The organism is Brevibacillus sp. NPDC058079 (genome assembly GCF_042885155.1).
Lineage (GTDB): Bacteria > Bacillota > Bacilli > Brevibacillales > Brevibacillaceae > Brevibacillus.
The window spans coordinates 212,314-236,589 of record NZ_JBHVSO010000010.1 but is presented as its reverse complement, the minus strand read 5'-3'; the positions used below and the strand labels follow the sequence as shown (position 1 = coordinate 236,589).

Sequence of the window (24,276 nt, the reverse complement as noted above, 5' to 3'; positions counted from 1 at the left end):
ATGTGAATTTAACAAGTCACTACTATCTACGTTGCCATTGTCCAATGCCTATTATTTCCACTATTTATCCTTGATAAATAGTGGTTTGAATGTCTACAGAAGTAGGGTAATAGAAAAGGAGCGAAACTATTGTAAGTCGATATTTTTAGGAGGTACTCATCATGAATGTAGCATCAAAGACGATTCGGTTAATGATTGTTGAAGATGATGATGACGCTTTACAGATGGAACTTTTGTCTATACATAATGAAAATGATATAGAAGTTGTTGGGTATGCGAAGGATAAGGACACTGCACTTGTAATGGCAAATGAACTGAAGCCTGATGTTATCCTTTGCGATATCAACCTTACGCCAAAAGATGATCAATTTGGAATAGATGTAGCAATCCAATTATCATTTTCTTTGCCGAATTCAAAAATTATCATGTTGAGTGGGATCATCAACGAGGATACTGTGCGAAGTACAATGGGGATTGGAGTAGCTTGCAACTATTTATTAAAATCAAATCCAGGAATCATTCCTCAAGTGATTCGAGATGCATATAACAATGAGCCGAAACTTGAAAGCTCTCTGATTGATTTTATTTTGCGTGACTACCGTGAAAGCTTAAAGACAACGATGGCAAAATTGACACCTCATCACATCAAGGTCTTGGAGATGTTTTTCAGAGGTTATTCGGTTGAAGAAGTAGCGAACATCATGGGTGTCGAAACACAATCTGTACGAAATCTTCAACAGGGTATCGCAAAAAAATGTTTAGGATGGAAATGGAGACTTCGTAAATTAAGTGCTGTAGAGTTAGCACAAAGAGCAAAGAAATTAGGTCTTTTTTAATGTGAAATAAAACCATTATTTTCATATTTTCATCATACATCATATACCAAAAAGTGGACATACTGCTTTTTCGGAGTATGAAAATAAGAGTAACTTAAAGGTGAATTTACTATGAAGCCAATGTATATTTCGGTCATGATCGTTTTGGTCATGATTCTTGTCACGTTTAATACCGCGTTCTACTTCGTCAACCGCAATGTCATACTTGCTGAACACCATAACGATCTTAATAGTTTGTTATCAAACATTGCTATTACGATTGAAAATAACAATCGAGCATTATCTTTCTATGAGAAAATGCTTGCAGAAAAATTACATGCCGCCTCCATTGCCATTCAACATGCTCTGCCACCGCACATTAAAGACGTGAAAAACGAGGATTTAGTTGCACTGAGAGAAAAATTGCTTGTTGACCAAATCACATTGTTTGCTAAAGATACGAGTGATTTTGTCGGAGTGAAATCAACTGATCCCGATCAAATCGGTGTACATACAAAAGAATTCGGTGAAAACTGGAATCGTATGTTTTCTCAATTAATGGAGGGTCACGAAGTTCAATTGGAGGAAAATTTTGGTCAAGCTTTGCCTGGTTTTTGGTCTGGACCGTTAGATACATACTCTACCCGTCCAGGTGAGGTGTATAAATGGGGATATTATAACGATGGAAGCACAGATTACATCATTGATCCTTTTGTGAATGAAAGTAGAATTGAGCAATTCGAGAATGAAGCTGGGGTAAATGCTGTTATTCGCGAAAAAAGGCTTCAAGATCCTAAAATCGCTGAGATTAGCGTCCTCAATTACAATGCTTTGATGAATGAAACCGAAAAGCACCCAATGGAAAAAGAAAAGGATATAACGGTGTACCATAACCGTTTGTTGTTAAATGGCTCATATAGTTTTAAAAGTGATTTAGATAGAGAATTTGCTCAAAAAGCTGTGTCTTTACAAAAACCTGTTCATGAAGTTGTTGAGGTAAACGGAAAGATGTTACTGAGATCTTATATGCCGATATCTCTTACTATTGATGGCAACTTTCAGAACTATCAGAGCATCATTATTGCATCTTCCGATTATGTTTCCATTCAAAATGAGTTGAATGATAGAATGTTTGAAATCATGTTGTATTCGATCTTTTGTTTCGGAATTGGTTCTTCCTTTATTCTCGTTCTATCTCGTTATTTAAATAGACAAGGTGCCTTGATGAAAAGTGTACAGAATATGTATGTTGGTAATATTGAGAGAATGTTTACTGCGATTAAAGAGCATAGACATGACTTCAATCATCACATTTTTACGCTACAAGGCTTATTTTCCATGAAACGATATGAAGAAGTCGATGCCTATCTGAAAAACCTTACAAAAATTCAGGTGACACTTAATGACATGATTCACATTAGCATTCCCGCTTTTAGTGGTTTGCTTCAAACAAAATTGGCTGAAAGCGTGGACAAGCAAATTCAATTTGAGCATCACTTTGAACGATTTGAGTTAGTCAATCTTGATATTAAAAAAACAACACATATCGTTCGAATCCTTGGGAATATTTTAGATAATGCTTTTCATGCTGTACAAGAAAATGATAGCGATAACCGAAAGGTGACAATGATAGGAAGAGTGAATGATCAAATCATGCGGTTTAAGATTTACAACAACGGCCCATTGATTGAACCTGATCATCTGCTTCGTATTTTTGAAGATGGATTTACAACAAAAGAAAAGAAAGGAGGTTCAGGTATAGGATTGTCGAGTTCGAAGAGAATCATCGAAAGTTATAAAGGAAAAATTGATGTCACAAGCAATAACGAGTGGACAACATTTGAAATACAAATCCCTTTGTCCCAACGTGAAATCGTACACATTTCATCGTAGAGAGTTAGAAAATAAGTGGAACTCAGTTGCGATTTAAGGTCTGTAAAAATAGATACCATGATCGATATTGAAGATAGGATTTTCTCCCAGTTTCGTTATTGTAAAGGGAGAATTTTTTCATGATATCTCTTTTTTGTCCTTACTGGTTTCCCTGTACAATATCCCCAATGTAAACGAAACATGAACTCAACAACTGCAAACTGGATCGTAATAAGTTTTTGAAGACATCTTTGGATTTGGTTTCACTTTAATTGATTGACTCTTATTGTCTTAGAGAACCTTCGTTACTCCAACAGCGGCATCACAGATAGACCTATATCAGATAGTCGAGCCTACTAATGAAAAGCTTCAACGTCATCAAATTGTATGATGTTGTTGAAATAGTAGGTTCATATAGCTTTGAACTTTGTTTTTCAATCCTTATAGAAAGTAGCCCTGAACTGGCGTTACACATCACAGGCAATTTCCCTCAGATAACGGTCATATCTATTAAAGCTTCAAGAGTGTTTTATGAACCCATTAATGGTAAAAAATAAAACCAACATCATTTCCGTCATTGACCTCATCCACATCATAGAATCTGATGTCTACATTGTAGTGTTCACCAATTAACATCATTGCATCATCAAAAGGAATGACACATTCGAGATCTGCTGAACCCTCAACATAAATCTCAACTACGTCCATCTCCAGGTCTTCGGAAAAGCCAACTTCACAATAGGAAGCATGAGTGGACTCTTTGTATATATTCGTTACAAGCTCATTCAAAGCCGAAATAGGTAAAATGAAAGATTTTATCATGCGTTTCCCTCCAATGATGTTGGCATTCCGTTGATCTGAATTTATTATATCGTCTATAGTCACTATGCTCTATACTCAATTTCCGGAGTATAAGCCTTTTATCCTATTCTCTAATCGATTTATGAGTCTTTCAGCACATACAACTCGATTTATTACAACGATTTGAAAGCTTTTTACGGTTGCCTCCCTTACTGAAATAGATAAGTGGAAGGCATGCACATATCATCAAGCATTTTTGGATGTCACGGATATATTGAATGATCAGGAAAGAAAAACTGAAGAAAATGTTAAGTTCAAGCTCTCTGCGTAAAGCGAGAGCTTTTTTACTTGTTATGGCTGTTACATGAAAATGCATAGACAACTGTATGAATAGATTGAAAGAAGGAATCAGGCTAATACCTTATATGTATAATGAAATATTCTTAGGAAAAAGGAAGTGAAAAAAGGCACTAAATAAGGGAGTGGTAAGACGCTTTGAATGAAACATCTATTCCTAAAGAGAAATAACGTGTATTCTAAAGTCAATGTATTTTTGTGTAAGGAAGGTGTCCTATGTGGAGCATGAAGAAATCCATCTGAGACGAGCTAACTTTAAGACATCCCTTAAAAATGAAGTCGCTTCCAAATTTGTATCTACAAACAAATTTGCAAAATGCACTGGAATTAATGCGACTACACTTGGGTTGATCTTTAAGAATGAACAAGGATTGAGTCCTGCACAGCTCGAAATCATCACAAATGCACTCGGCTATCCTCCAGGTCATTATTACGAGGAGTATGTCGATGAATGTTACATTAATGGTCACATTCACTACACAAGAGCAAGTGAATTTTTGTATCTTTGCTTTCTGAATAATAAGCTTTCTGTAGCAGAGAAGATAACAAAAGCATTGTATGAAGACACTGATAAGACAAAGACGATACAAACGACATTGGAATTAGCTGAACGGTTATACTTACATGATAAACAGGATGAGTCGGAAATCTATTACGACTATGTTATTAAACGCGAAGAATCCTTCTCATCAAGGTTAGCGATAGCCGTTATGCGGAAATACTCAATTATGCGAAAAAGGGATGACGTGGAACTAACCAAACAATTTTTGTACAAGTTAATTGATTTGGTTTTTCTACTACCGAAAGTTGAAAAATATGATTATGGAAATGATGACAAACGAGTAGAGTATCTTCAATCAGAAGGTTACTCATTGATAACCAGGTACTTTAACTCGATTGAAGATTGGATCAAAGTTGAACATTATGCATTAAAGCTACAAGAATCTGCTGGAGATAAAGTATCCTATTATGCGGAATCCCTACTCTATCAATTTTCATCCCTACGAGAAAGAGGATTGAAAAAGGAGGCATTAAAGCTTAACGAAGCGATTAGTCAAATCAACGAATTTTATTCTCGAATTGCTAAGGGCAATAAAATGTTGGTAGAGGTAGAAGCTGGTGATCAAACTGTAATCCCTCTTGTTATCGAGTGGATTCAAAACGATGATGAATTAAAGCTGTTTTTACCTGTGATGATTGAGTGTTACCTAAGAAATGATAATCTGGAAGGTGCTTTGCAATCGTTAAACAGGTATCAACATATATTGTCAGAGCAATTCCATCCAGTAAAGTTATTGCATCAGCGTAGGAAATCACGTTTATGTGTTGCACTTGCAGAGGTGTTGTTCAAAAACAACGATTCTCAGCGAGCATGTCATTTTCTTTCCGAAGCAATTAAGCTTTCCATTGCATCAGAAAATTTGTTAAGATACAACCGATGTATGTTATTAATGATGGACAATCTGCATAGCATAAGAGATCAAGAGTTACAATTGATAAAGACATCTACAAAAAGGAGTGAAGATCTATTATGTTAAAGTGTATTACAGGTTCTATCGTTGCACTGTCGTTGGTATTTGGATTAACAGTTCTCTCGTTTGCAGGGGAAGTTGATGCAAAAACAGTAAAGCCAGTTAAACCAGTGAAAAGCGGAACAATTATTATGTATACATTTGGCGAAAATGGTTAATAAGGTGCCGAAGTATAAATAACGTAGTAATTGGTAGAGAGAAAGAGTGCATAATTGCACTCTTTTTTTCTGTATTCAGATAAGTGAGAGTTTTGTCATTTGTTGTCGAATCTATCAACAAAAAAAAACTAATCGAGAAAACCTATATAGGGTGTACACTAAGACTATAGTCAACGATGCGAAACGAGATTTAACCAAAAATGACAATGAAGTCAATAAAAAGGGGAGTTATCTTACATGAAATTCGCATTCTATAAACAACAAGAACTGGATCAAATCATTACTAAACTGTTTGCAACGGATTCAAAAGATATGAAGTGCAAAATTGGATATTCTGAGGAACTTGACGGAGACGGTGTAGAGTTCTTTGAAAATGGTGTACTGGTAAGAACCGTTGAAGTGAAAGATATTTTTGATGTTTTATCAGCGCATTTAGGTGAAGAAATCTCCAGGTACGATGTCATGGAGGTTGGAGACTTTGGTGAAGGATTCGTATTTTTCTTCAAAGAACGTGTAGCTTCCACTAAGCCAAAGTTCAAAGTCGCATAATTTATATATGACGCATAGCGCTACCAAATTGGGGCGCTTTTTTGTATTGAAAATGTGATGAATATGTAAAACACTCCTATTTCTATGAAAGGAGTGTTGTTTCATGTGTCAACGTTGCATAAAAATGATCTACTAATTGGACACTATCATGTTTACGAGCAATGGTCTTTATCCATTTTGCAGGCATTGCTTTGGTTCCATAGTGAACACCTGCCATGCCTCCCGTAATAGCCCCTATAGTATCTGTATCTCCACCAAGGTTAACTGCAAGTAGCACAGCCTCTTCGTAGTTCTGAAGAGATATCCTGGTCAAAGAGTCGATAGAAATATCGAAACTCGTCCGAGTAGCCTTTGTGATATTAATAAGATCGAATTTTATTTTTTGCCTCTGCGAATGCATTGACGAGAGAAGATCCATTAATGAATAGCTATTTCAACATATAATGCAAAAGCAATTTTTGATCGCATGTGTGCGTGTGTGATGCCTGATACTTCCTCGACCATGGTAAACTTGGACTCATCCTCAGCATCTCTTAAATAAAATGCTAATGGAAGCACTCTCATAAGAGATCCATTTCCATTGCTATTTTCAGATGAAAGACCGGATTCACTTTTCGAGACACCCGCTTTAATATTCGATAATGCCTTAAAGGTTGACTGCCCGATATCAAACGGGAGATTGTGATTGTGTGTCCGATGCCCGTAATAATACCAATTGCAGAACAACTTCTTCAAGTCTTCAATGTCGTATCCCGCTATTAGATTTTCTACTAAACAGAATGTCATCGAGCTGTCATCAGACCAGGTTCCAACAGGCTGATTATGTGTTCCAAACCCAGTCATTCCAGCAGGTAGACATAATAATTATTATGTAATCTATAATTCACTTACATGATATGTGTTTGTAATTAATCACTAATTGCTTATAATACAAAATCAAAAAAGGAGGGGGATTAAATGTTTCGGAAAAAGTATCAGTTGGAATTTAAAGAAGAGGAGTACAAAGAAGAAACAACGGAACAAAAGGTTCCAAGAGCTAAAATAAACTGGAGTGAACACTTTGATACCAGTAGAGGATATATCCGGCAAATCTTTTCTATAATAGGCTTTCATAGTGGATATGGTGTTGTTCATGAAGGCGTTTATTTGCCAAGTGGCGAGGCGAATCAAATTTGTGAATACGTCGAAGGGGAGATGTTCATTGTTAGTCAATACGGTAATTCAAAAAGAAATTCGTATTATCTCGTAAGAATTAACCCACAGAAACGGAATCAGTTCGAAATAGTAGATATGGCTTGTGAAGAAAAAATGAGTTCTTCCTTTCCGTATCCAGAAAATATGCTGGTAAAGACAATCATTGACGAAAAGTTGATTCATGTGAATCTTATAAAATAAAAACAAGAAAGACAGCCTTAATTCAGAGCTGTCTTTCTTGTTGGATAAGATGAGCTATGTATCTCTATCCCATCCCGAAATTCTATGGCAACAGTTAAAATCGCTAAACTTCGGAAGAATGTATAAATATCGTTCAGACGTGAAATCTTTGCGTTCCCGAATGAATAAAAGTCCCTTTTTGCAGCAGAGATAGACGAAGATGTTAGACAGTGTTTCTTTGAAACCCATTCTAAGCAGAGTTTTCTTGCCAGCAATAGACACAGCATGCGCAATTATCCGGTTTACAAAGAATCCGTTCTTCTTTAAGGATAATAGATGTTTTTGTAATTGGACGATAAGATAATTCCCCTTAAATCGTGGATAGCTTTCTTTGTCTATTGCCATGCCGCATAGATAAGCATCGTATCTACCTATCCTTTTAAAAGGAAGCGTTGATACTTCTACTTTCTGTTCGTCAAATACACCAGTCTTAATTTGATCATAGACATCTCCTGGTATTGGATAAAGCGAAACATAGCCCATAAGGTTTTCCCCATCAAATACGGCAATATCTGTTTTTGAATTAATTTCGAGTCGTTGTTTTGTGGTTGTTGCATCAATTCGATGCTCTGGCAGGAATACTTTTTCATCTAATGCCAAAAGCCGATCCATATTTCCTGCATGGATATACGTTGTACAGAATGTATCATCTCCTATCATTATATTGTTTGGGCTACTTTATGTTATATACGAAGACAGAATAAAATAAGCCGTAACTTATTACTACTTAGTTATAGAAAAGGATAAATTTATCTATATTATTTCAAATAGCTATTTAGGAGGAATGTAAATTGAAGAAAATCGTACAAGTATCGGTACTCGCTGTAACAGCTATGGTTGTAATGGCTACCCCTGCATTTGCTCAGTCACCAAAAAAATTAGTTGTTTCCCAACCTGTGGAAGTAGAATCCGAAACTCTTTCTCAAATTGTTTCCCCGTTGATTGGTGTGAAATATATTCACGGTGGAAACTCGGTAAAGGGATTTGATGCGTCTGGTTTTACTCAATATGTAATGAGTAAGCAAGATATAAAAGTTCCACGAACAACTGATGGACAAAGAGAATTAGGTGAAACAATAAATAAACAATCTGATATGCAAGAAGGAGATTTGGTATTTTTCAAAAATTCAGAGGAAGATTCAAAGGGGGCACATGTTGGAATCGCTTTGGGTGAAAACAAAGTAGCTCTTGTTACGACAACAAAAGGTGTAACCATTATCGATGTTCAACAAAATAAGTATTGGTCGAAACATTTTGTTGAAGCAAAAAGAATAAAATAAGGATTAAGCGAGAGGGTTGTCTATCTAATAGATACCCTTTTTTGTAGTGATCGGGAATAATGCGAAGAATCTTTTTCTTTTTATAAAATCAATTGAAATCTCTTTAATCTTCTACAGACTTCATCAATAGGGAAAGAAACATTGAGATTTGAAATTTCTCAGGTGTATTACGACAAAGAACGTATCATCTATAATGTTGATTTCAAGATTTTCGTCCCCATAATTGAGAAGAACCTAAACGCTGCTACATCAACGCTTTCAGAAATTATGGAAGATATTCATTTTAAATTGATCCAAGTACAAAAGGAATATTATAGAGTTGTAAAAGGAATCAATTAAAGCCTATTCGCCTTCTAAAGAGAAGGCAAGTAGGCTTTTCCTTTTTAAATCAAATTGAAATTTAACTCAAAAAAACCTGAAAGAGAGTTGAGTTTTAACCCAACTCCCGCTTTAGTTCTTCTAAACTGATTCCAAGTTTTTCAGCAAGTTTTTCTAATTTACCTGTATTTTCAACGGGGTCATTTTTTTGATAATCGAATTGTTTCATAGAACGATTAACCCGCTCCTCAGAAGGATCTGCGTAAAATTTGCGTGTGGTTTCAGCAGAGGCGTGGCCAAGAACTTGTGCAGTTAGGTACATGTCTTCATATGTGTTATAATGATTTGTTCCAAATGTTCTACGAAATATATGAGGTGTGATCCGAGTAGAAATCTCACTTCGGGATCGATATTTCTCAAGTAGTGCCCGAACTGTTTTTGGATCGATCCGTTTCTTATGTAAGGAAATAAACAATGCGTTTTGATCCCGCTTATGTACATCTGTAAGGTTCTTTCTGTGGTTGATGAAGCTTTTGATATCTTCAATAATACGTTCGGGCATTGTAATTTCTTGTTCATCGCCACCTTTTCGGGTGACAACAATCGTTTGCTTTTGCAATTGAATGTCTGGAATATCAAGTTGAACTAACTCGCTAATGCGAATTCCTGTGTATGCCAGAAGAAGAGTCATGATATAATCTCGAAATTTCACTTTCTCATGAAATTTTAGTAAACGCTGACCTTCAATAGCAACATCTTCCACAATTGTTGTAAATAAGTTCTGTATTTCTTCTGGAGTTAGCCTTTGTTTTACTTTCACTTTTGAAGGAATTTTTATTTCTATATTTGGAGTAATATCCTTTGAAATTAATTTCTTCATAAATAAATGAGCAAACAACTTTCGTAAAGTAGCCAGTTTACGTGCTTTCCCGACAGGTGCATTTGTAAAGACCTGGACAACCTCTTTACCTGTAGGGGAGTGATAGGTCTTTGTATAGGAAGTCAGATAATCAAAAAAATCGATTAAGTCACGATCAACCAACCTATCTATATCAGATGGCTCGATATCACGAATTGTTGATTTTGTACATTTATGTGAGTAGAGAAGGAACTCTAAAAACAACGAAATGTCTTTTGCATATTCAAATCGAGTTTGCACTTCTTTAGAGTTTTCCAAGAGATAAAGGTAATCAACAGCAAAGTCAGGTAGTAAAACGAGTTTTTCTCTCAATTTCTCTCTAATTTGGATTTCCATAGCCTTCTTCATAAAATCAGCTCCTATACACATTGTAGGAGAACGTATGTGCGATATCAAGGGTTATTACAAATATTCATTCATGAGAAGAGAGGGTATGTATTGATTATAGTCATCAATCTTTTTCCGAAAATTTAGATTTTCGACATAATTCGACAATTTTTAAGCGAGTTATTAATTTATCAAGATGTATTTTTGCTGGATGAAATAGGGTCTGATTTATATAAAAACCTCCTTATGAGTCGTTAATCTATCATAACAATTCAACGACGAAGGAGGTTCATGTAAAGAGTTTTTATAGAGTATTGTTCATAAATGGATCAATCGCTTCTGGAGGTATGTTCCCAAAATACAACAGTTCAACATCAGGAGAATTTTCTTCTAATAGAAATGCGACATACGGGCGAATACTATCCCAATAAGCGCTTATGTTATTTGTCGGGATATCACTGACATCTTTGTTCTGAATTGCCTTAATGATTCCTTGAAACAAATCATCAATAAGTTCAAAATCAGCAACGAAAAGCCGATTTTCCTCTAATTTATAGAGATTCACTTCAAATTGTACTTGATCTATCTCGCATATTTGGGGTTCCGTACTTAAAAATACGCATTCCATTCGATTCAACCAATACGGAATCCAAGACGGTTTTTCCAGTGATAAAAGTTCGCAAAGTAATTCCGTAGCAGGCTGAAGCTCACTTTTTTGTTCAAAAAGTAGACCATTCTGGATTATATCTTGATGATTCTTTACATGAGTAGTGTGATAACCTTTCCATGGACGATCTGTTTTGTTCATTACCTTACACCTGTCTTTGCTTTCAGGAGGATTTTGTATTGCTTTCGTTTTTTAGTTGCAATTTCAAATGTTTTTAGTGGGTTTTTTTGAATGACTATTGGTGCTATCAACAAGAGTACCTCTAACGGTATTTTGCACTCACCGTATTCTTCTGCCTCAACATGATAACGCGCTTGAACTCTTGGATGCAACATAACATGCCTATATACCCAAGCGTGAGTAGTCATCCGAATAGTTTTGCATCGTTTCCTATGGGCAGTTTCGATGGCAGTTATGAATTCCTCTTGAAATAACTCCGCCACTTCCATGCGATCGTTGAGATAATTTTTACTATGGTAATCCTGGAAGTCGGCGATATTCATGCTCAAGTGCTTGGTTAACCGGCTATAAATGCTGTTATTACTCAGGCGAATGGTCGTAATCGTTAAGATCGCGGAAATCACTAAAATATATAGAAAGAAACTCCATAAATCATGAGTAAGGGGATAAGTTATTAAGGAAAACACAAATCCAAGCGATGATAGATATAGAAAGATCGTCATCCGATTATGGAACAGTCCATTGTACAATTTAGCGATGAATAGATATTGTTTCAAGCTCATAATTATTGCTCCTAAAATTGAAGTTATTTATTTCGACTTCGTGGGGGAGCAATCAGGTCAGCGCCGCGCCATCCATAACGAATCCGAGATATGATTGTGTTCACCGGAATACCAGTTACAGAAGCCCATTCTTTCACAGTTCTGGTGGTTCCATCGATGGTAATTTCTTTGTACAAATATGTAACCGTTCGTTTAACAACAGGAGTCACCAAATCATCATCTTTTAATCCACTGTATACGCGACCTATGATGATGTGTCCAGGTATGTTGTAAATTGCACTCCAGTCTAACAATGGTCTTTCTACTCCATGAATGGTTATTGGTGTTTTTCTGATTGAAGTTGTCGAGTAAAATTGATGATCGTAATAGTGCCAATAATAACGCTCTGGAGTAACAAATTGAGACTCAGTTATGATGTCAATATCTGTTCTCCAAATACAATTGTCAGGGGAGAAATCCTGCATTCGGTCTGATCTAATAAATGCTATCTGATCGGTCATATTATTAGCGGCAAGCCAATTTACGAATGAATCGAATGTACTCCAATCTTTGCATATGGAAATATCTTTTTCTGATCGTTCAATATCGATGTAGTTTTGGCTGTGACAATCGACCATCATAATACTCCACATGCGTACCATTTCAATTTGCTTTCGATTGTACTTACTTTGATCTAATCGAATATTATTGATTTTTGATAAGCTCTTCAAAGCAGCATCTTCAAGCAAACATAAAAAGAAATATTGTTCAGCGGTAATTTCCTTTTGTCCGTTTTTTCCTTTCTCAAGGGAGTAGGAGAATTTCTTATGTATTTTACTTTCTTTTGTTGATAGCTTGCTTTTAGAAATGAAGCCGTATTCAGCCCAATCTAAAACTCTGCTTGGTTCAGACATTGGAATGATTCCATAAAGGAAAAGTTCTATATTTTCTTTGTGCAATGGAATGATAACCTTATAAATATCGCTTTCATTTTCGACAGAACAAATCATGAATTTATCAGCTGAGAATCGAAAGCCTTTATGATTAGAAACGAACTGTATAAGTACGTCAGGAAAATCGATGTTTTTATGTGCACATTTATCGATATATTTTGTAAATGATTCATTCCCAAAAACCTCGAAGTATATATCTTGCATTAGTTTTTTCCGATTTACTAATCCAAATATCTCCTGTGGGTCGTCAAAGGTTCCTGAACGGGGAAGATTAAAGCCTATTTCAATACCTCTTTTTATCAATTTGAGTAGAGAATTAATATCTGTCATTGCAAACTCCTTATCATTCTTGTTGGATTTTTTCTGTATACCCCAATCATTAGCTGTATGCTCAATTCACTGAGAAAATAGGGACTACTTTGACATTTCAGGAACATCCAAAATGATAAGTGATGACCATATTCATAACAATCCTTTCAATTAAGATGATCTGTAATCCAGCCACTGTTCAACAAAACACGCAAATTCAAACTCATCACGAATGATAACTGAGGGTACGATTTCCACGAGTGAGGAAAATTGACCAATCGGGATGAACTCCCAGGTGATTTCTACAGTTGATTGATTGTCATATACAGTGTAATGATCAATGGAAAAGCGAAAACCACCTTTAATAATTTCGGCTAATTCTTGACTCATATTTACACCTCACTCTGTGTTAGATTAGCTTCTATATATCCGATGAGGATTGCCATATGTAGATAAAGCCCCACAAACCATAGGTGAGTGAGGTTATTCATTTTACTCATTCTCTTGTTCGTATTCTTGGAACATCTTGGAGATAGACTCCTCAATCCATAGCTCCATACTATTACAGGGATTATTGCTAAATGTGTATCTTTCCAGTAAACAAGCTCTAATTTCATGAGCGGAGAAGATCTCCAAAGCCGCGTTTGTTGTTAGCTTTTCATTAAAACCTTCGTTGTAACAAGAAGAAATCAATGATAGGATTTCGTTCATTCGTTTTGTGGGATTAACTTCTTCAATTGCCATCTTTCTAAGGAGATCAAGGGGTAGATCAAAATACACATCATTCAAATCACGTCCCTTAATTCTCGAACAGTGAGCTACACCATCTTGAATGTAGTGAATTTTAAACCATTCAGCATCAGGGTGATCGATATCCAGCATATTTGAGTAAAAAGTATTGCTTTTCGGTGTGAACTTTTGAATGGTATCTTGTAGCATTTTAATCCATTCATCTCGCGAAAGGTTGTCAGCAATGACAAATCCATCTGGAACACCTGTTTCATGTACAAACAAAAGGTCTGACTTTAGTGTTTCACCTGTATCCGTATTTAGTAGCGTAATCATTTGAATAGTTTCCATGCACAAAAACCCTTCCTTGTTTATTTACTTCAAACTATTTGAAATTTACTTTGATAAAACCACTATAAATATCGACTATAGTCAATGTAAAGGATTTGAATTTATTTTCATAATTATATATCAGAATCATTATTTTGGCAAAAGCTTGTTTTAATTATAAAGTCTTTATTTATATATTTGCCCATACAACTGCTTAAAATGAAGGAGTACAAGATAAACTGGTGAGGTTTTTACATCAATTCAATAAAGGGGAAATGAATAATGAGTCAAATCACAAAATACGCTTTGTTAGGAATGAATTATTTTCTTCTAAAAATGATTGATTTGGGAGTTACGATTGATTCTTCGCATAATAATAGTTTTGAACAACTAACAATCGAAGTTGTATACTCTTGGCTTGAAACGGTCGATACTGAATTAGAGTCAGAACACGAAATTAAGGATATTTTAAAGAAGGATCTGATTCACGAACTTCAAGAAGGTTCATACCTAAAAAACGGCAAAGAGAATTTCATGGAGAAAATCCAAGTTTTCTTTGAAGGCTTCGATTTATCGGCGTATAAAGAATTGCTGACGGACGCAATCTCCGAAATCAAAAAATGATGTAACGATTGTTGTATGTCAAATCTAATAAGACTCCAATTTGGGGTCTTATTAGATGCCTATGTAAAGAATTTCCGAAAAGATGTGTTTTCGGAATAAATATAATTCTCTAAAGGGAACTAAGGTTCCCCCTTTTTCTTCTGTCCGTTGAAGCAAAAGTGGTTGCATAAATGAAGCAAAATAGGTTGTATTACGTAAAAATGAACCCAGAGCGATTGCATAAATCGGTTGAAAACTGACAGTTGTAGCTGTTAGCATATCTGCAATCATTTTTGGTTCAATTGTACGTTATGCAACCACATTTGGTTCATTTTTTTATGAACCAAATGTGGTTGCATACTAAAAACTACTCTCATATCTACACAGCAAGGCATCAATTAAGTAAAAAGAAGCTCCTTAATAGAGCTTCCAAGCCGAATTAAATCTTATGCATATTTCTTGATGATTTCCAATGCGTTATATGAGAACTTATTTCCTTGATCATGAATATCCTCGATATATCCATCTTGAAGAGCTTTTTCAAAGTAGGTTCGCGCTTCTTCATAATAGGGTAATTGTAGGCGTGAAAAGACCTCAAGAAGTTCATTTTTATCCTTTAAGTTCCTCGTCGCAAGAATATCGAGCAATCTAACCATTCCGTCATGTCCAATATACTCATCTAATTGAAGGTCTTGTACACGTTCATCAGCTCCAAAGGTTCTTTCATCATATTGGCATGCTTTGAAATGAACGATTCTAAATCCGTAATTCAAACCTTCGTCATTTTCTTTCCATTCAAAATAGCCATCATCTGCATTCTGAATTACATTACCACACTGATCACAATACCATTGTTTTAACGGAGCTAATTTCATTAAATTCCCTACTCTCTCGCATTTGTTATGTATTGCTCGCAAGTAATATTTTACCATGATTACGGAATTCGTGAACACTTGGCGACTTAACCCAAGTAAACAGAGAAGCTCTCTATTACAGAGAGCTATTGATCTTTCAATATTAATAGGGTTTTTGCTTTTTCATAAGCCTCTCTCGCCTCTTTATTGTGGATATTAATCGTATCCTCAATTCCTAAACGAATAATTTCTTGTGCGAATCGAACATCTTTGTCCTGGTAAGCTTGATTCGTTTCATATAGATACCAATGACAAAGTTCATGTAATAATACCTTTCTCATTTCCTCTTCACTCAAAACCGATATCATTTCTGAACGGAAAATCAAACTGTTTGTATAAGGTTCAAATGCTCCTTTGAAAGCTACGTTCATCACTTCTTCCGGATCAAATACGAGAATAGGCTTCTTCGATATGTTCCAGTTTTCAATGATCAGCTCTTCAATCCATTTTTCTAAGCGCTCGATTTTGTAAGGATTTAGATTTCTCATTTCGGCAATCTCTTTAATGGTTGCCAGTCGAACCTCCTTGAGTTGAAATAACTCCATATCATAAATTCTTTCAAACACTTGTCCATTTTGACATGTAATTGTCTGATAAAAATATGCGTCTTCCCCTTCATATTTCCCTTTGTGTGTTGTAAAAACAATAAGCTTGTCAAAACCGTAGTCAAATGTATAATGATCTCCTTCAATTACATTTACCATGTTGATTTATCATCCCTTCGATACATCTGATTTTGATAGACAACATCATCTCTTTTTGATTTGACTATAATATCGTTTAAAGAACGGAAGTTCAAACATGTTTGTCACGCCTAATGGACATTCAGCATCATAATGTCTCTTATTGTCCGTAATCCAAACATGATAACCGATCTGGACATTTGTGAGATTTGGTGGAATATCTATGTTAAATCTCATTCTGACCTCATTTTCATCAATGATACCATAATCTGTTTCTTCATCTTCAAGAGTCACGATTTCATGTGTATCCATTTCATAGAAGTTTAAATCGTTTAATTTCCACAAGACCTCTTGGGCAAACAGATCACAATAGCCGCAATTTATTTCCTGGAAGTTATTCAAGTTATGTTCAAGCATGAAAACTTCTCTAATCTCTTCAATGATTCCTGTTATATTCATACCCTCTCCCCTTTACGCTTTTATTCCCAATGGAATACCTGATTACTATCTCATAGAAGATTATATGTCTATTTAATTCTCCTTATAAACTAAGAAACAGATTCCCTCATAAACTTCAGAGAGAAAAGCATTGCGATTGGCAAACAAAAGTGCTGAAATCCTTAAACATAGGAGTCCTCATAGATCATCAAGAGAACCCTTTTGAGCTTGAATAGTGAAAGTATCGATATCTGAGTTTCCCTTATATTCAAAATAACGCCCAATAAATTGTTTGTCGAAATCTATTTTCTGGCAGTTCTTTACTTTCCTAAAATTACCAATTAAAATAAAAAATGCAAGTATATACCAATAGGAGGTTGAATTATGAAAAGGTTTTTTGCCATGTTGTTTAGCATTTGCATGTTGGTAGTTTTCAGTGTTCCTCTTGGTGCTTCCGCAGCAGTCGAAGAAAAAACCCCAGTCGTCAACGAAAGAATTGTTACCATCTTGAAGAAGAACAATATTGATTTCACAGTGGAAAATGGAAACGTGAAGTTAGTCAACACATCAACTGAATCTATTTCTCAAGTCAATCAGCTACTTGTTTCAGAATTTAAATCAAGCTTTATTAAAGCCGCTGCTTCGTATCCTACTCCATATGTACACATGAAAACAAATGACATTAATACTTCGAAGAAATTCAGGGCAGCAGTAAAAACAGCGTTAGGCGCTGCTGTGGTCGAATGGGCAAAAGCTGGTGGATTACCAGATCCACGTAGAGTTGGTGTAGCTGCTGCTGGTGGATTTGGTGTCTACTATTTCGTAGCGACTGACACAGAAAACTTGTATTTCGCTATTAAATACTACTACAGAGAATTATCAGCAGGTAAATTCGATATGAATGGAAACTTCATTGGAGACTATGAAATCAAAAAAGAAATAAGGGTTACCAAAAACTCTAATTATAGTGGTGGCAATCTTGAAGTAGATGTGAGAAAATCTACTATTATAGACCCTTGGTTCTGAGATGAGGTGAGATAATTAAAACCTTTGGATACTTTATTACCTTCATACTCAACTTGATATTAGCTTACTTTATATACGATCAATCCAGCTATGTTAAACCTCTAATGCAGTCAATTTTTATAGTAGCTTTGATTGTATTAATGGATTTTTTCACGAGAACCTCCAAGAAAAGAAATAACGCACAAAGTAAAGAGGACCATAAGAAATAAATAAGTAGCCTTAGTCCTGATAATAAGACTAAGGCTACTTATTTTAATATGCTTTCATTCTACACACTACCTGGAGTCCGTTACTTCCTATGTTGTATATCGAGAGCAAAGCCAATCCCATTCTTCCATGCATTGCTCATCACTCATAGACTTAACTTCTTTCTCTGAATATCCACTACCTGCCAACATTTCTCTAATTTCATCCATTTACAATCATCCTTTCTCAACTCTTTTTCTTATAACATTAATACATCTTGGACATTGTTCACCATGCTTCATTCCCTGTTCCTGCCACTTAAAACCACACTGACAGATACCTTGGCATTGTGGACATTGCCACCCGTCTTTTCCTTTTTTCCAGGACATTAATCTAAAACGGGAGATTGCTTCTGTCTTTGTGCTGATGTTGCACTCCTGGTGCCAGTTAGAGCAGGATGCACACCAAACTGTATATTCGATTGTGATATGACCAGTCATGTCTCCCTTTCCTTTCTGCTTTGAGTGGACACATAATACACGTTATCTTAAAATGCCTGTTGCAAAAATTTGATCTTAACCACACCATCTACTTTTGATGCAGTATAATAACCTTTTTGTTCGCCAGAGTATTGGTAGTTGACAATTTCATCTGCGATTTCATCGGTTAGAACACCTTTAAAAAATGGAATATCAACCATTTCGCCAATTTTAATCTCTTCGTCTGTTCGCGTCATATCTACTCTCTCAAGTATAGTCTTGGTTGGTAAACTTAGCTTTGCCCAATCACTCTCATAAACTTTAGCCATAATAACTATCTCCTTCGTTTTATTCTTTAACTAATTTGCTAAGCTACTCTTCATCATCTTCTTCAACTGGAGGAGTAGAGCAATCCACACAAAGACCACGTTGGAACACTTCTTCTTTCTGACAACATGTACAAAGTTTCAAGCTATTTCCTCCCTACCTAATTTGATAACTTCTCTTCTTCAAGAACTAACGTGTAATCATCCCACTCTTCATCACAATTGCATTCAACAACATTTGTTTCACCTATCGGTTGGCAATCGCACTTAGACATTTTTTCGATAAGCTCTTCCTCGCCAGAGAAGCTTAATAATTGATGAGGTGTATAAGAAGACTCAATTACACAGTCTGAAATATTGCTTTTTAGAATTGCCTTAATCACAAACGAAGCCCTCCCTATTATCCTGAGTACACAATCTGTTAATCTGCTTTGACAATATAAATTTCCTTGATGTGCGATTTCCCTACATCGAAGAATTCAGAGCCTTGACACCACTTATTCTTTTTAATGTCGTACACCAGTTCGTCATTGTGTGCGACTGGATTGCTTTCAGCGCTTTAACCTTAATCAGGTTGATCACTCAAGTCCTCGCTCCTTTAGGTAACATTCACATGGTTCTTTGACAACTTCCTCAATATATGGGATATGCGGCGATACAACCCCTGTCTTTTCAAGCGTGTACCCCAGACCGTTACATATGCTACATGTCATCGACACTTCTCACCCACCCCTCAATTATTTAACAAAATCATCTGTCCGATCCGTTCTGTTATGGCTTCAACATCTTTTGCATCAAAATGCTGACCTGCTACTATTAGCCCATTGTCTTTGCGGTAAACGCATGTAATTCGAAGTCCAACCTTCACCTTTGATCAGAGATCAACACCACCTTTTCACAATGAACAGAATAATGTAATGAACAAAACAGCATATAGAGACTGCTACAACAGGGATTGTATGAAATGTATAACATTGCATTTACTTGGAGAGGTGGGCATGATAGGCTATCCAGCCAGCGAAATCACTCAAACATCGCCGTTTTCGCCGTAAATCATGACCATAGAGGCTCCAAGTCAATGCATCATGTAAAGTTATACATTCCATCTAAAGCTTGTTACACCAAGGAGAAATACTGTAATAGACTCAAGCAATATAATGAGCAATTAGTTAATCTGAACGCTTCGCAATCGATCCATCTCTCGCTCAAAAAGTACAGCATAGTACAGTTTAAGCTGCTCAACCGCAATATTTCGTTTACTAAGATATTCCTCACCATACTTATCGAGGATATCCATTAACTCTGGTCCAAATACAGAAAAGCTACCAAACAACTCGTTTAGTGCGTTTGAATTAAGATAATCAGCATCGATGTCTGAACCATCAACGACATAATTTTGGTAAAGATCATCTTCATGCTTACCATTTTCGAAATCTTCCTGCAAGCAGTCAGGATTATCTTGTTGTTCCCAATGTTCCTCGACCCATTTGGGTATCTCCATTTCCTCACCTTCTTTTACTTTTTGAGCAGATTGTTAATGTGAATCCAAATAAAACGCAAGACTATTACATGCATCTTCTATGGATTTCTGTCCATTCATAACTTCATCTAAGCTTCGATTTAATCTTGCAGTCCATGCTCTGTAAAAAAGAACGCCATAATCAATAGCTAAATATAAAGGATCGCATTCTATTATTTTTGTATGTTCAAAATCAAAGTAATAGTTTCCCGCAACCCTAAGAAAAATTTTTTCAGTTACTGCCGTTTCTAAAGCTTTTTTGGCATTATTTAAGAACACATCTTTCTTCTGTTTTGCTATTCTTGCCATCCTATTGATCCTCTTTTCAACATGATCAGTTGTAAACTAAAGAATAACTACTTTGTTTAGCGAATTATCTCAGCATCTTTAATTTTTAGAGCTTCAATTACATGTACCCTATTGTTTTCAATGTACTCAGTCATCTCATCTTCCGTTTCAAACCATGCAAAAGTTCCATATCCACGTTTTTCATCTTGATACGTCAACAGATAATTTCTATCCTTCAATTGGTTCCCTCTTTTCTAAAAACCTTGTTCGGATTATCAATCTACTCAACAACAACTATTTTCTTTAATAGTTCCTCTCTAAAAAACGGGATATCGATTATTGCTTCTTCAAAAAGCTTATTACCTTTGTTATCCCAAATAATGATGTGCTGATCAAAATGTCTAATTTGGAGGACATTTCCGTCAAACTCTTTCATACTATCGTCTGAAAATTCTACGTCGATATATACCTCAGTTAACTCATCATTATTGCTAAATTCACCATTTCCAAACTTAATTCCCATGTAGAAAATTTCATTCATGTCCATTTCACATTTCTCCCTTCATTATCACATTTAGAATTTGTTTATAGCTAAATATAAATCAATAACGCATACACAAACATGCCTGCACATACAAGATAAATCAAAGCTCGCAAATATTCCTGGTGCCATGAATAATCAGCAGCTATAAACAAAATTGGAAATATCATAAGCCAAAGAAATATCGCCATCCGCTATCTCCTTTTTAAAATAAGGATCTCCCTTAACTTACTTATTTGCTGTTACGATACTTAATGATCCATCGTCCAACATACAGTTCGCAATATCCATCATGAAAATAAAGCCCTCGTTTGCCCAATTGTGATGGTCGATTCAATCGTCTGATCGACAATGGACTGTTCCACTTTGTTCCAAACAGTCGAGTGTGGTGTTCATCTTTTTGAATAACCTTTCCTACGATAGCGCTAAACATATTTGCATCATCCTCCATATCCTTTTATAAAAACATATACATAATCTTATCTATTTCCCAGAAACAAAGGTTAGATTTTAGATCGAATCGGTATACCTTTTTTCCTGTCACACTATCAAATTTGTAGATTCTTCCGTTAGACAAGTAGTTTGCAGAATCAACTAAGAAAAGAAACATCTGGTTATGAGACAAGTTCAACCATTTCTACGATATCACTTAAATGAACCATATTCCCGTCAATGTCAATGTTTCTTCTTACAACTTCCACAATCGTTCCCGTCCGTGGAAAGATATACCCTCTTCCAGATCGATCAATGTCTGTGCTACGCAAGTACTGGACACGTTTACCAATTAACTTCTTTGCTTCAGCGTTGTTCGCTGGTTTGATATTTTCCCCATTAAGGTAAGCCATTAATAACTCCTCCTTTTGTCTTGTGAATGATAGATTATATGTACGCACAAAAAATAGATCACTCTTTCACAAAGACAAATCCATTTTATTCTATTTTGACTGGTTAATTTAATCAGAGTCATCCTCATATGCAAACTCTTAGTAGCACTGTTAGTGAGGACGAAGGATTAAATGCCAAAAAATCTTATTTCCAATAGTTAATGGAATAAGACCTTTTTATTATTTCATTGAATTCAATGCGAAAGGTTTGTTTTATACGGAAAATAGGTTGATATAAATGAATATCAAATAGAATGTATTGACATATTATTACTCAAATTATAGAATGATATTTGTAAAGTATTTTTAACTTTTGCGAAAGATTACGTGAGAAGAGGTCTATTACTCCGATACTTTGGTCAGTACGGGAGTGATGGGCTTCTTCTTTTTAAAGCGAAATTTATCGTTTCGTTCAGGAATACTACTCCACGAAATGACACCAAAAAAGATCAATTGGGCGATTTCAACGGTTATTTACCATAGCCCATGCTTGGCGGTGCAACCAACCAGAAGTACTACAGAATTGAGAAATCGGAAAACAATCACGGCAGATGTCATTAGAGAGCGCCATAATAGGCGCTCTTTTTCATTGCCCAAGAGTATATCATCTAAGAAAATGCGATGTAACATAATTCTATCTAATATTCAAAAATACTTGATTTCGAACAGACAATCAAGAATACTAACAAAAGGAGGTGCAATCTCTTGGCGTTTACTTATAAACCACTGTTAATTTTAATGATCAATAAGGGGATAAAGAAAGGTGAGTTACGCGATCTCTTTTCAGGAGCAACTGTTGCCAAATTCGAGAAAGATGAACCTGTATCCCTTGACGTGTTGGACACGCTATGTAATTACTTAGACTGTCGTATAGAAGATATCATTGAACATAAACCAGATAAACGGAAAGAAAAAAGCGCACCCAATTAGATGCGCTTTTTCTTTCGGTAATTCGGATTATCGTGTTGAACTCCAAATAACCATCGATAACAAAAGGAAAATCGAAGATCAGATTTGGATCATAGTCAATTTTTCTCTCGTTCTAAATTGCAGTCCCTGTTATTTACCGGAAACGAAAAACATCCTTCGTGCGCTCACTCGGTCATTCGTTTTTCGTAGTCAAGGATGCCTTCGTACGTCAAATTTTCCGGCTTCTGTCCTTCAGGGAAGGAATTGTGAATCTCCTTCATCCACTCGATATGCTCCTTTACGCTTCCCCCGCACAGACGGCTTTTGTTCCTGTTTCCATACCCAAGGTAGTAGTCACAGTCGCTTCTTAACCTGCCCAGCATCATGTAGTTAAATCTGTGCGGGTTCTCTGCGTACTTCGTCTTGAACACGACAACTAAGTCACTCTTGATTGGGGAGCACGGATCGCCATCGAAGTCGTTCCCACAGCTATACAATGCGGGCGTGTCGCACTTACCAAGCTCTATGTCCTTCCATAGCGAATCCGTTTCGATGCACTTATAGACAGGTCTGTCCCAGTGGTCTACACCCATGTATTCCATCGTTCTTACGTTTGCCGTTGCTTCCATTCTTACCAGCTCCATTCATTTGTTTTAGGGGTAGGTATCCCTAATGAGATACAAGTCAATTAGACTCCCGTTCAACTCAATAATCTGAATACCCTTTCTTTCAAAGTGATTTCTCGGGTTACTTCATAGGTCAGATCAACAGTAAGAAACTGTTGGAATGGTGATTAATGTTAATTCAATGTTAAATTGATAACAGAGATATTCGCTGTCCCTACATAGTCCAATTTGATGAACTCTTTAAACCCCATTTGAGTTAGGTAAGTATACATTTCTTTTACTTTTTTATTATCCTCTTCTGTGCTCCCGCCTCTTGGCGAATACCATCGAATTTCATTACCAGTGTATTGAAAACCTGAACGATATATTGTGTGATAGCCTTTCACCTTGGAACTTTTTATAATGACAACCTTTGGAAAACTCCCTTCTTTTAAGATCTTCGTAATTTTTGTTTTTAATACCCGCATTTCCATTTCTATTACTCGCTCCTTACTTTAATTTATCGCACATATTTATTATCAATTGATCCTATCTTGACTCTCACTTTATAAGCGATACGATTAACATCAATACTTCTTAGATCACCTTCATAGATTTGAAAGTTTCTCCACCTACGAATGGTAGCCGAAAATCGACGAATCTCATCACTATTGTTATTATTAATACTCTCTGTAATAATTGCCTGCTAACCCATTTATGACAGCAATAATTGTCCAATGGTTAAACATAAACAATTTATCCAAGTTCAATCATTGCTGGACTGTAGTTGACTATCAACTTTT

33 protein-coding genes are annotated in these 24,276 nt (G+C 35.8%); 10 read left to right on the top strand and 23 right to left on the bottom strand.

The annotated features are described in order from the left end of the window. Positions 1-161 precede the first annotated feature (161 nt). On the top strand, positions 162-836 hold the full coding sequence (locus tag ACFVS2_RS26830) for a response regulator (RefSeq protein WP_390239462.1): 675 nt from the start codon (positions 162-164) through the stop codon (positions 834-836). Between the two features lie 111 nt (positions 837-947). Continuing rightward, the gene (locus tag ACFVS2_RS26825; RefSeq protein WP_390239461.1) at positions 948-2,708 is read left to right on the top strand and encodes a sensor histidine kinase; all 1,761 of its coding nucleotides are present in this window, start codon (positions 948-950) and stop codon (positions 2,706-2,708) included. 519 nt (positions 2,709-3,227) lie between these two features. On the opposite strand, the gene ACFVS2_RS26820 is transcribed toward ACFVS2_RS26825, so the two are convergent. Further along, complete coding sequence (locus tag ACFVS2_RS26820; RefSeq protein ID WP_390239460.1) at positions 3,228-3,509, bottom strand: hypothetical protein; 282 nt, start codon at positions 3,507-3,509, stop codon at positions 3,228-3,230. 554 nt (positions 3,510-4,063) lie between these two features. Between ACFVS2_RS26820 and ACFVS2_RS26815 the strand changes: the two genes are divergently transcribed. The 3 genes from ACFVS2_RS26815 (at position 4,064) to ACFVS2_RS26805 (ending at position 6,084) form a co-directional block, all read left to right on the top strand. Then, positions 4,064-5,383, top strand: a complete 1,320-nt coding sequence (locus ACFVS2_RS26815) for a hypothetical protein (RefSeq protein ID WP_390239459.1) — start codon at positions 4,064-4,066, stop codon at positions 5,381-5,383. Then, a complete protein-coding gene (locus ACFVS2_RS26810) occupies positions 5,377-5,535 on the top strand; it encodes a hypothetical protein (RefSeq protein ID WP_390239458.1) in 159 nt (52 codons plus the stop codon). The genes ACFVS2_RS26815 and ACFVS2_RS26810 overlap by 7 nt, the downstream gene beginning before the upstream one ends. A 237-nt stretch (positions 5,536-5,772) precedes the next feature. Next, on the top strand, positions 5,773-6,084 hold the full coding sequence (locus ACFVS2_RS26805; RefSeq protein WP_390239457.1) for a hypothetical protein: 312 nt from the start codon (positions 5,773-5,775) through the stop codon (positions 6,082-6,084). Positions 6,085-6,166: 82 nt separating this feature from the next. Here the strand turns inward: ACFVS2_RS26805 and ACFVS2_RS26800 are convergent, their stop codons facing one another. Beyond that, positions 6,167-6,484, bottom strand: coding sequence for an ADP-ribosylglycohydrolase family protein (locus ACFVS2_RS26800; protein ID WP_390239456.1), 318 nt, complete (start codon positions 6,482-6,484; stop codon positions 6,167-6,169). Between the two features lie 17 nt (positions 6,485-6,501). Continuing rightward, the gene (locus tag ACFVS2_RS26795; protein ID WP_390239455.1) at positions 6,502-6,927 is read right to left on the bottom strand and encodes an ADP-ribosylglycohydrolase family protein; all 426 of its coding nucleotides are present in this window, start codon (positions 6,925-6,927) and stop codon (positions 6,502-6,504) included. A 114-nt stretch (positions 6,928-7,041) separates the two neighbouring features. On the opposite strand from ACFVS2_RS26795, the gene ACFVS2_RS26790 reads away from it, so the two are divergent. Next, entirely contained in the window at positions 7,042-7,479 is a 438-nt protein-coding gene (locus tag ACFVS2_RS26790; RefSeq protein WP_390239454.1) for a hypothetical protein, read from the top strand. A gap of 54 nt (positions 7,480-7,533) precedes the next feature. Here ACFVS2_RS26790 and ACFVS2_RS26785 read toward each other — a convergent pair whose 3' ends face one another. Further along, entirely contained in the window at positions 7,534-8,130 is a 597-nt protein-coding gene (locus tag ACFVS2_RS26785; protein WP_390239453.1) for a hypothetical protein, read from the bottom strand. Between the two features lie 179 nt (positions 8,131-8,309). Between ACFVS2_RS26785 and ACFVS2_RS26780 the strand changes: the two genes are divergently transcribed. After that, positions 8,310-8,798, top strand: coding sequence for a C40 family peptidase (locus tag ACFVS2_RS26780; protein ID WP_390239452.1), 489 nt, complete (start codon positions 8,310-8,312; stop codon positions 8,796-8,798). A gap of 433 nt (positions 8,799-9,231) precedes the next feature. Here ACFVS2_RS26780 and ACFVS2_RS26775 read toward each other — a convergent pair whose 3' ends face one another. The 6 genes from ACFVS2_RS26775 to ACFVS2_RS26750 form a co-directional block, all read right to left on the bottom strand. Beyond that, positions 9,232-10,383 carry a tyrosine-type recombinase/integrase gene (locus tag ACFVS2_RS26775; RefSeq protein WP_390239451.1) on the bottom strand — a complete coding sequence of 384 codons (1,152 nt, stop codon included), beginning with the start codon at positions 10,381-10,383 and terminating at the stop codon, positions 9,232-9,234. A 283-nt stretch (positions 10,384-10,666) separates the two neighbouring features. Further along, entirely contained in the window at positions 10,667-11,170 is a 504-nt protein-coding gene (locus ACFVS2_RS26770) for a hypothetical protein (RefSeq protein ID WP_390239450.1), read from the bottom strand. Beyond that, positions 11,170-11,772 carry a hypothetical protein gene (locus ACFVS2_RS26765; protein ID WP_390239449.1) on the bottom strand — a complete coding sequence of 201 codons (603 nt, stop codon included), beginning with the start codon at positions 11,770-11,772 and terminating at the stop codon, positions 11,170-11,172. Before ACFVS2_RS26765 ends, ACFVS2_RS26770 begins: the two co-directional genes overlap by 1 nt. A gap of 23 nt (positions 11,773-11,795) precedes the next feature. After that, a complete protein-coding gene (locus ACFVS2_RS26760) occupies positions 11,796-13,034 on the bottom strand; it encodes a hypothetical protein (protein WP_390239448.1) in 1,239 nt (412 codons plus the stop codon). A 150-nt stretch (positions 13,035-13,184) separates the two neighbouring features. Then, positions 13,185-13,403 (bottom strand): hypothetical protein, encoded by a 219-nt coding sequence (locus tag ACFVS2_RS26755; protein WP_390239447.1) that lies wholly within the window; start codon positions 13,401-13,403, stop codon positions 13,185-13,187. Between the two features lie 102 nt (positions 13,404-13,505). Continuing rightward, positions 13,506-14,093, bottom strand: coding sequence for a hypothetical protein (locus ACFVS2_RS26750; protein ID WP_390239446.1), 588 nt, complete (start codon positions 14,091-14,093; stop codon positions 13,506-13,508). A 261-nt stretch (positions 14,094-14,354) separates the two neighbouring features. Between ACFVS2_RS26750 and ACFVS2_RS26745 the strand changes: the two genes are divergently transcribed. Next, the gene (locus ACFVS2_RS26745; protein ID WP_390239445.1) at positions 14,355-14,696 is read left to right on the top strand and encodes a hypothetical protein; all 342 of its coding nucleotides are present in this window, start codon (positions 14,355-14,357) and stop codon (positions 14,694-14,696) included. A gap of 425 nt (positions 14,697-15,121) precedes the next feature. On the opposite strand, the gene ACFVS2_RS26740 is transcribed toward ACFVS2_RS26745, so the two are convergent. The 3 genes from ACFVS2_RS26740 to ACFVS2_RS26730 all read right to left on the bottom strand — a co-directional run bounded on the left by ACFVS2_RS26740 (position 15,122) and on the right by ACFVS2_RS26730 (position 16,731). Further along, a complete protein-coding gene (locus ACFVS2_RS26740) occupies positions 15,122-15,550 on the bottom strand; it encodes a hypothetical protein (RefSeq protein WP_390239444.1) in 429 nt (142 codons plus the stop codon). A 125-nt stretch (positions 15,551-15,675) separates the two neighbouring features. Next, complete coding sequence (locus tag ACFVS2_RS26735) at positions 15,676-16,293, bottom strand: M48 family metalloprotease (RefSeq protein WP_390239443.1); 618 nt, start codon at positions 16,291-16,293, stop codon at positions 15,676-15,678. A 45-nt stretch (positions 16,294-16,338) separates the two neighbouring features. After that, complete coding sequence (locus ACFVS2_RS26730) at positions 16,339-16,731, bottom strand: hypothetical protein (protein WP_390239442.1); 393 nt, start codon at positions 16,729-16,731, stop codon at positions 16,339-16,341. A gap of 363 nt (positions 16,732-17,094) precedes the next feature. Here ACFVS2_RS26730 and ACFVS2_RS26725 point away from each other — a divergent pair, with 363 nt between their 5' ends. Then, positions 17,095-17,736: a hypothetical protein gene (locus ACFVS2_RS26725; protein ID WP_390239441.1), complete on the top strand. Its 642-nt coding sequence runs from the start codon at positions 17,095-17,097 to the stop codon at positions 17,734-17,736. Positions 17,737-18,469: 733 nt separating this feature from the next. On the opposite strand, the gene ACFVS2_RS26720 is transcribed toward ACFVS2_RS26725, so the two are convergent. From ACFVS2_RS26720 to ACFVS2_RS26680, 8 genes are all read right to left on the bottom strand, one after another. Then, entirely contained in the window at positions 18,470-18,730 is a 261-nt protein-coding gene (locus tag ACFVS2_RS26720; RefSeq protein ID WP_390239440.1) for a hypothetical protein, read from the bottom strand. Positions 18,731-18,888: 158 nt separating this feature from the next. After that, positions 18,889-19,110 carry an acetyltransferase gene (locus ACFVS2_RS26715; RefSeq protein WP_390239439.1) on the bottom strand — a complete coding sequence of 74 codons (222 nt, stop codon included), beginning with the start codon at positions 19,108-19,110 and terminating at the stop codon, positions 18,889-18,891. 782 nt (positions 19,111-19,892) lie between these two features. Continuing rightward, positions 19,893-20,228, bottom strand: coding sequence for a hypothetical protein (locus ACFVS2_RS26710; protein WP_390239438.1), 336 nt, complete (start codon positions 20,226-20,228; stop codon positions 19,893-19,895). A gap of 33 nt (positions 20,229-20,261) precedes the next feature. Continuing rightward, on the bottom strand, positions 20,262-20,555 hold the full coding sequence (locus tag ACFVS2_RS26705; RefSeq protein WP_390239437.1) for a hypothetical protein: 294 nt from the start codon (positions 20,553-20,555) through the stop codon (positions 20,262-20,264). Between the two features lie 56 nt (positions 20,556-20,611). After that, positions 20,612-20,773, bottom strand: coding sequence for a hypothetical protein (locus ACFVS2_RS26700; protein WP_390239436.1), 162 nt, complete (start codon positions 20,771-20,773; stop codon positions 20,612-20,614). A 41-nt stretch (positions 20,774-20,814) separates the two neighbouring features. Then, positions 20,815-21,081, bottom strand: a complete 267-nt coding sequence (locus ACFVS2_RS26695) for a hypothetical protein (protein ID WP_390239435.1) — start codon at positions 21,079-21,081, stop codon at positions 20,815-20,817. 226 nt (positions 21,082-21,307) lie between these two features. Beyond that, the gene (locus ACFVS2_RS26690) at positions 21,308-21,508 is read right to left on the bottom strand and encodes a hypothetical protein (protein ID WP_390239434.1); all 201 of its coding nucleotides are present in this window, start codon (positions 21,506-21,508) and stop codon (positions 21,308-21,310) included. A gap of 181 nt (positions 21,509-21,689) precedes the next feature. Further along, positions 21,690-21,920, bottom strand: a complete 231-nt coding sequence (locus ACFVS2_RS26680) for a hypothetical protein (RefSeq protein ID WP_390239433.1) — start codon at positions 21,918-21,920, stop codon at positions 21,690-21,692. Between the two features lie 744 nt (positions 21,921-22,664). Here ACFVS2_RS26680 and ACFVS2_RS26675 point away from each other — a divergent pair. Next, positions 22,665-22,889 (top strand): helix-turn-helix domain-containing protein, encoded by a 225-nt coding sequence (locus ACFVS2_RS26675; protein ID WP_390239432.1) that lies wholly within the window; start codon positions 22,665-22,667, stop codon positions 22,887-22,889. Between the two features lie 164 nt (positions 22,890-23,053). Here the strand turns inward: ACFVS2_RS26675 and ACFVS2_RS26670 are convergent, their stop codons facing one another. Both ACFVS2_RS26670 and ACFVS2_RS26665 read right to left on the bottom strand, forming a co-directional pair. Further along, a complete protein-coding gene (locus tag ACFVS2_RS26670; RefSeq protein WP_390239431.1) occupies positions 23,054-23,497 on the bottom strand; it encodes an LPD11 domain-containing protein in 444 nt (147 codons plus the stop codon). Between the two features lie 170 nt (positions 23,498-23,667). Then, a complete protein-coding gene (locus tag ACFVS2_RS26665; RefSeq protein WP_390239430.1) occupies positions 23,668-23,967 on the bottom strand; it encodes a hypothetical protein in 300 nt (99 codons plus the stop codon). Positions 23,968-24,276 lie beyond the last annotated feature (309 nt).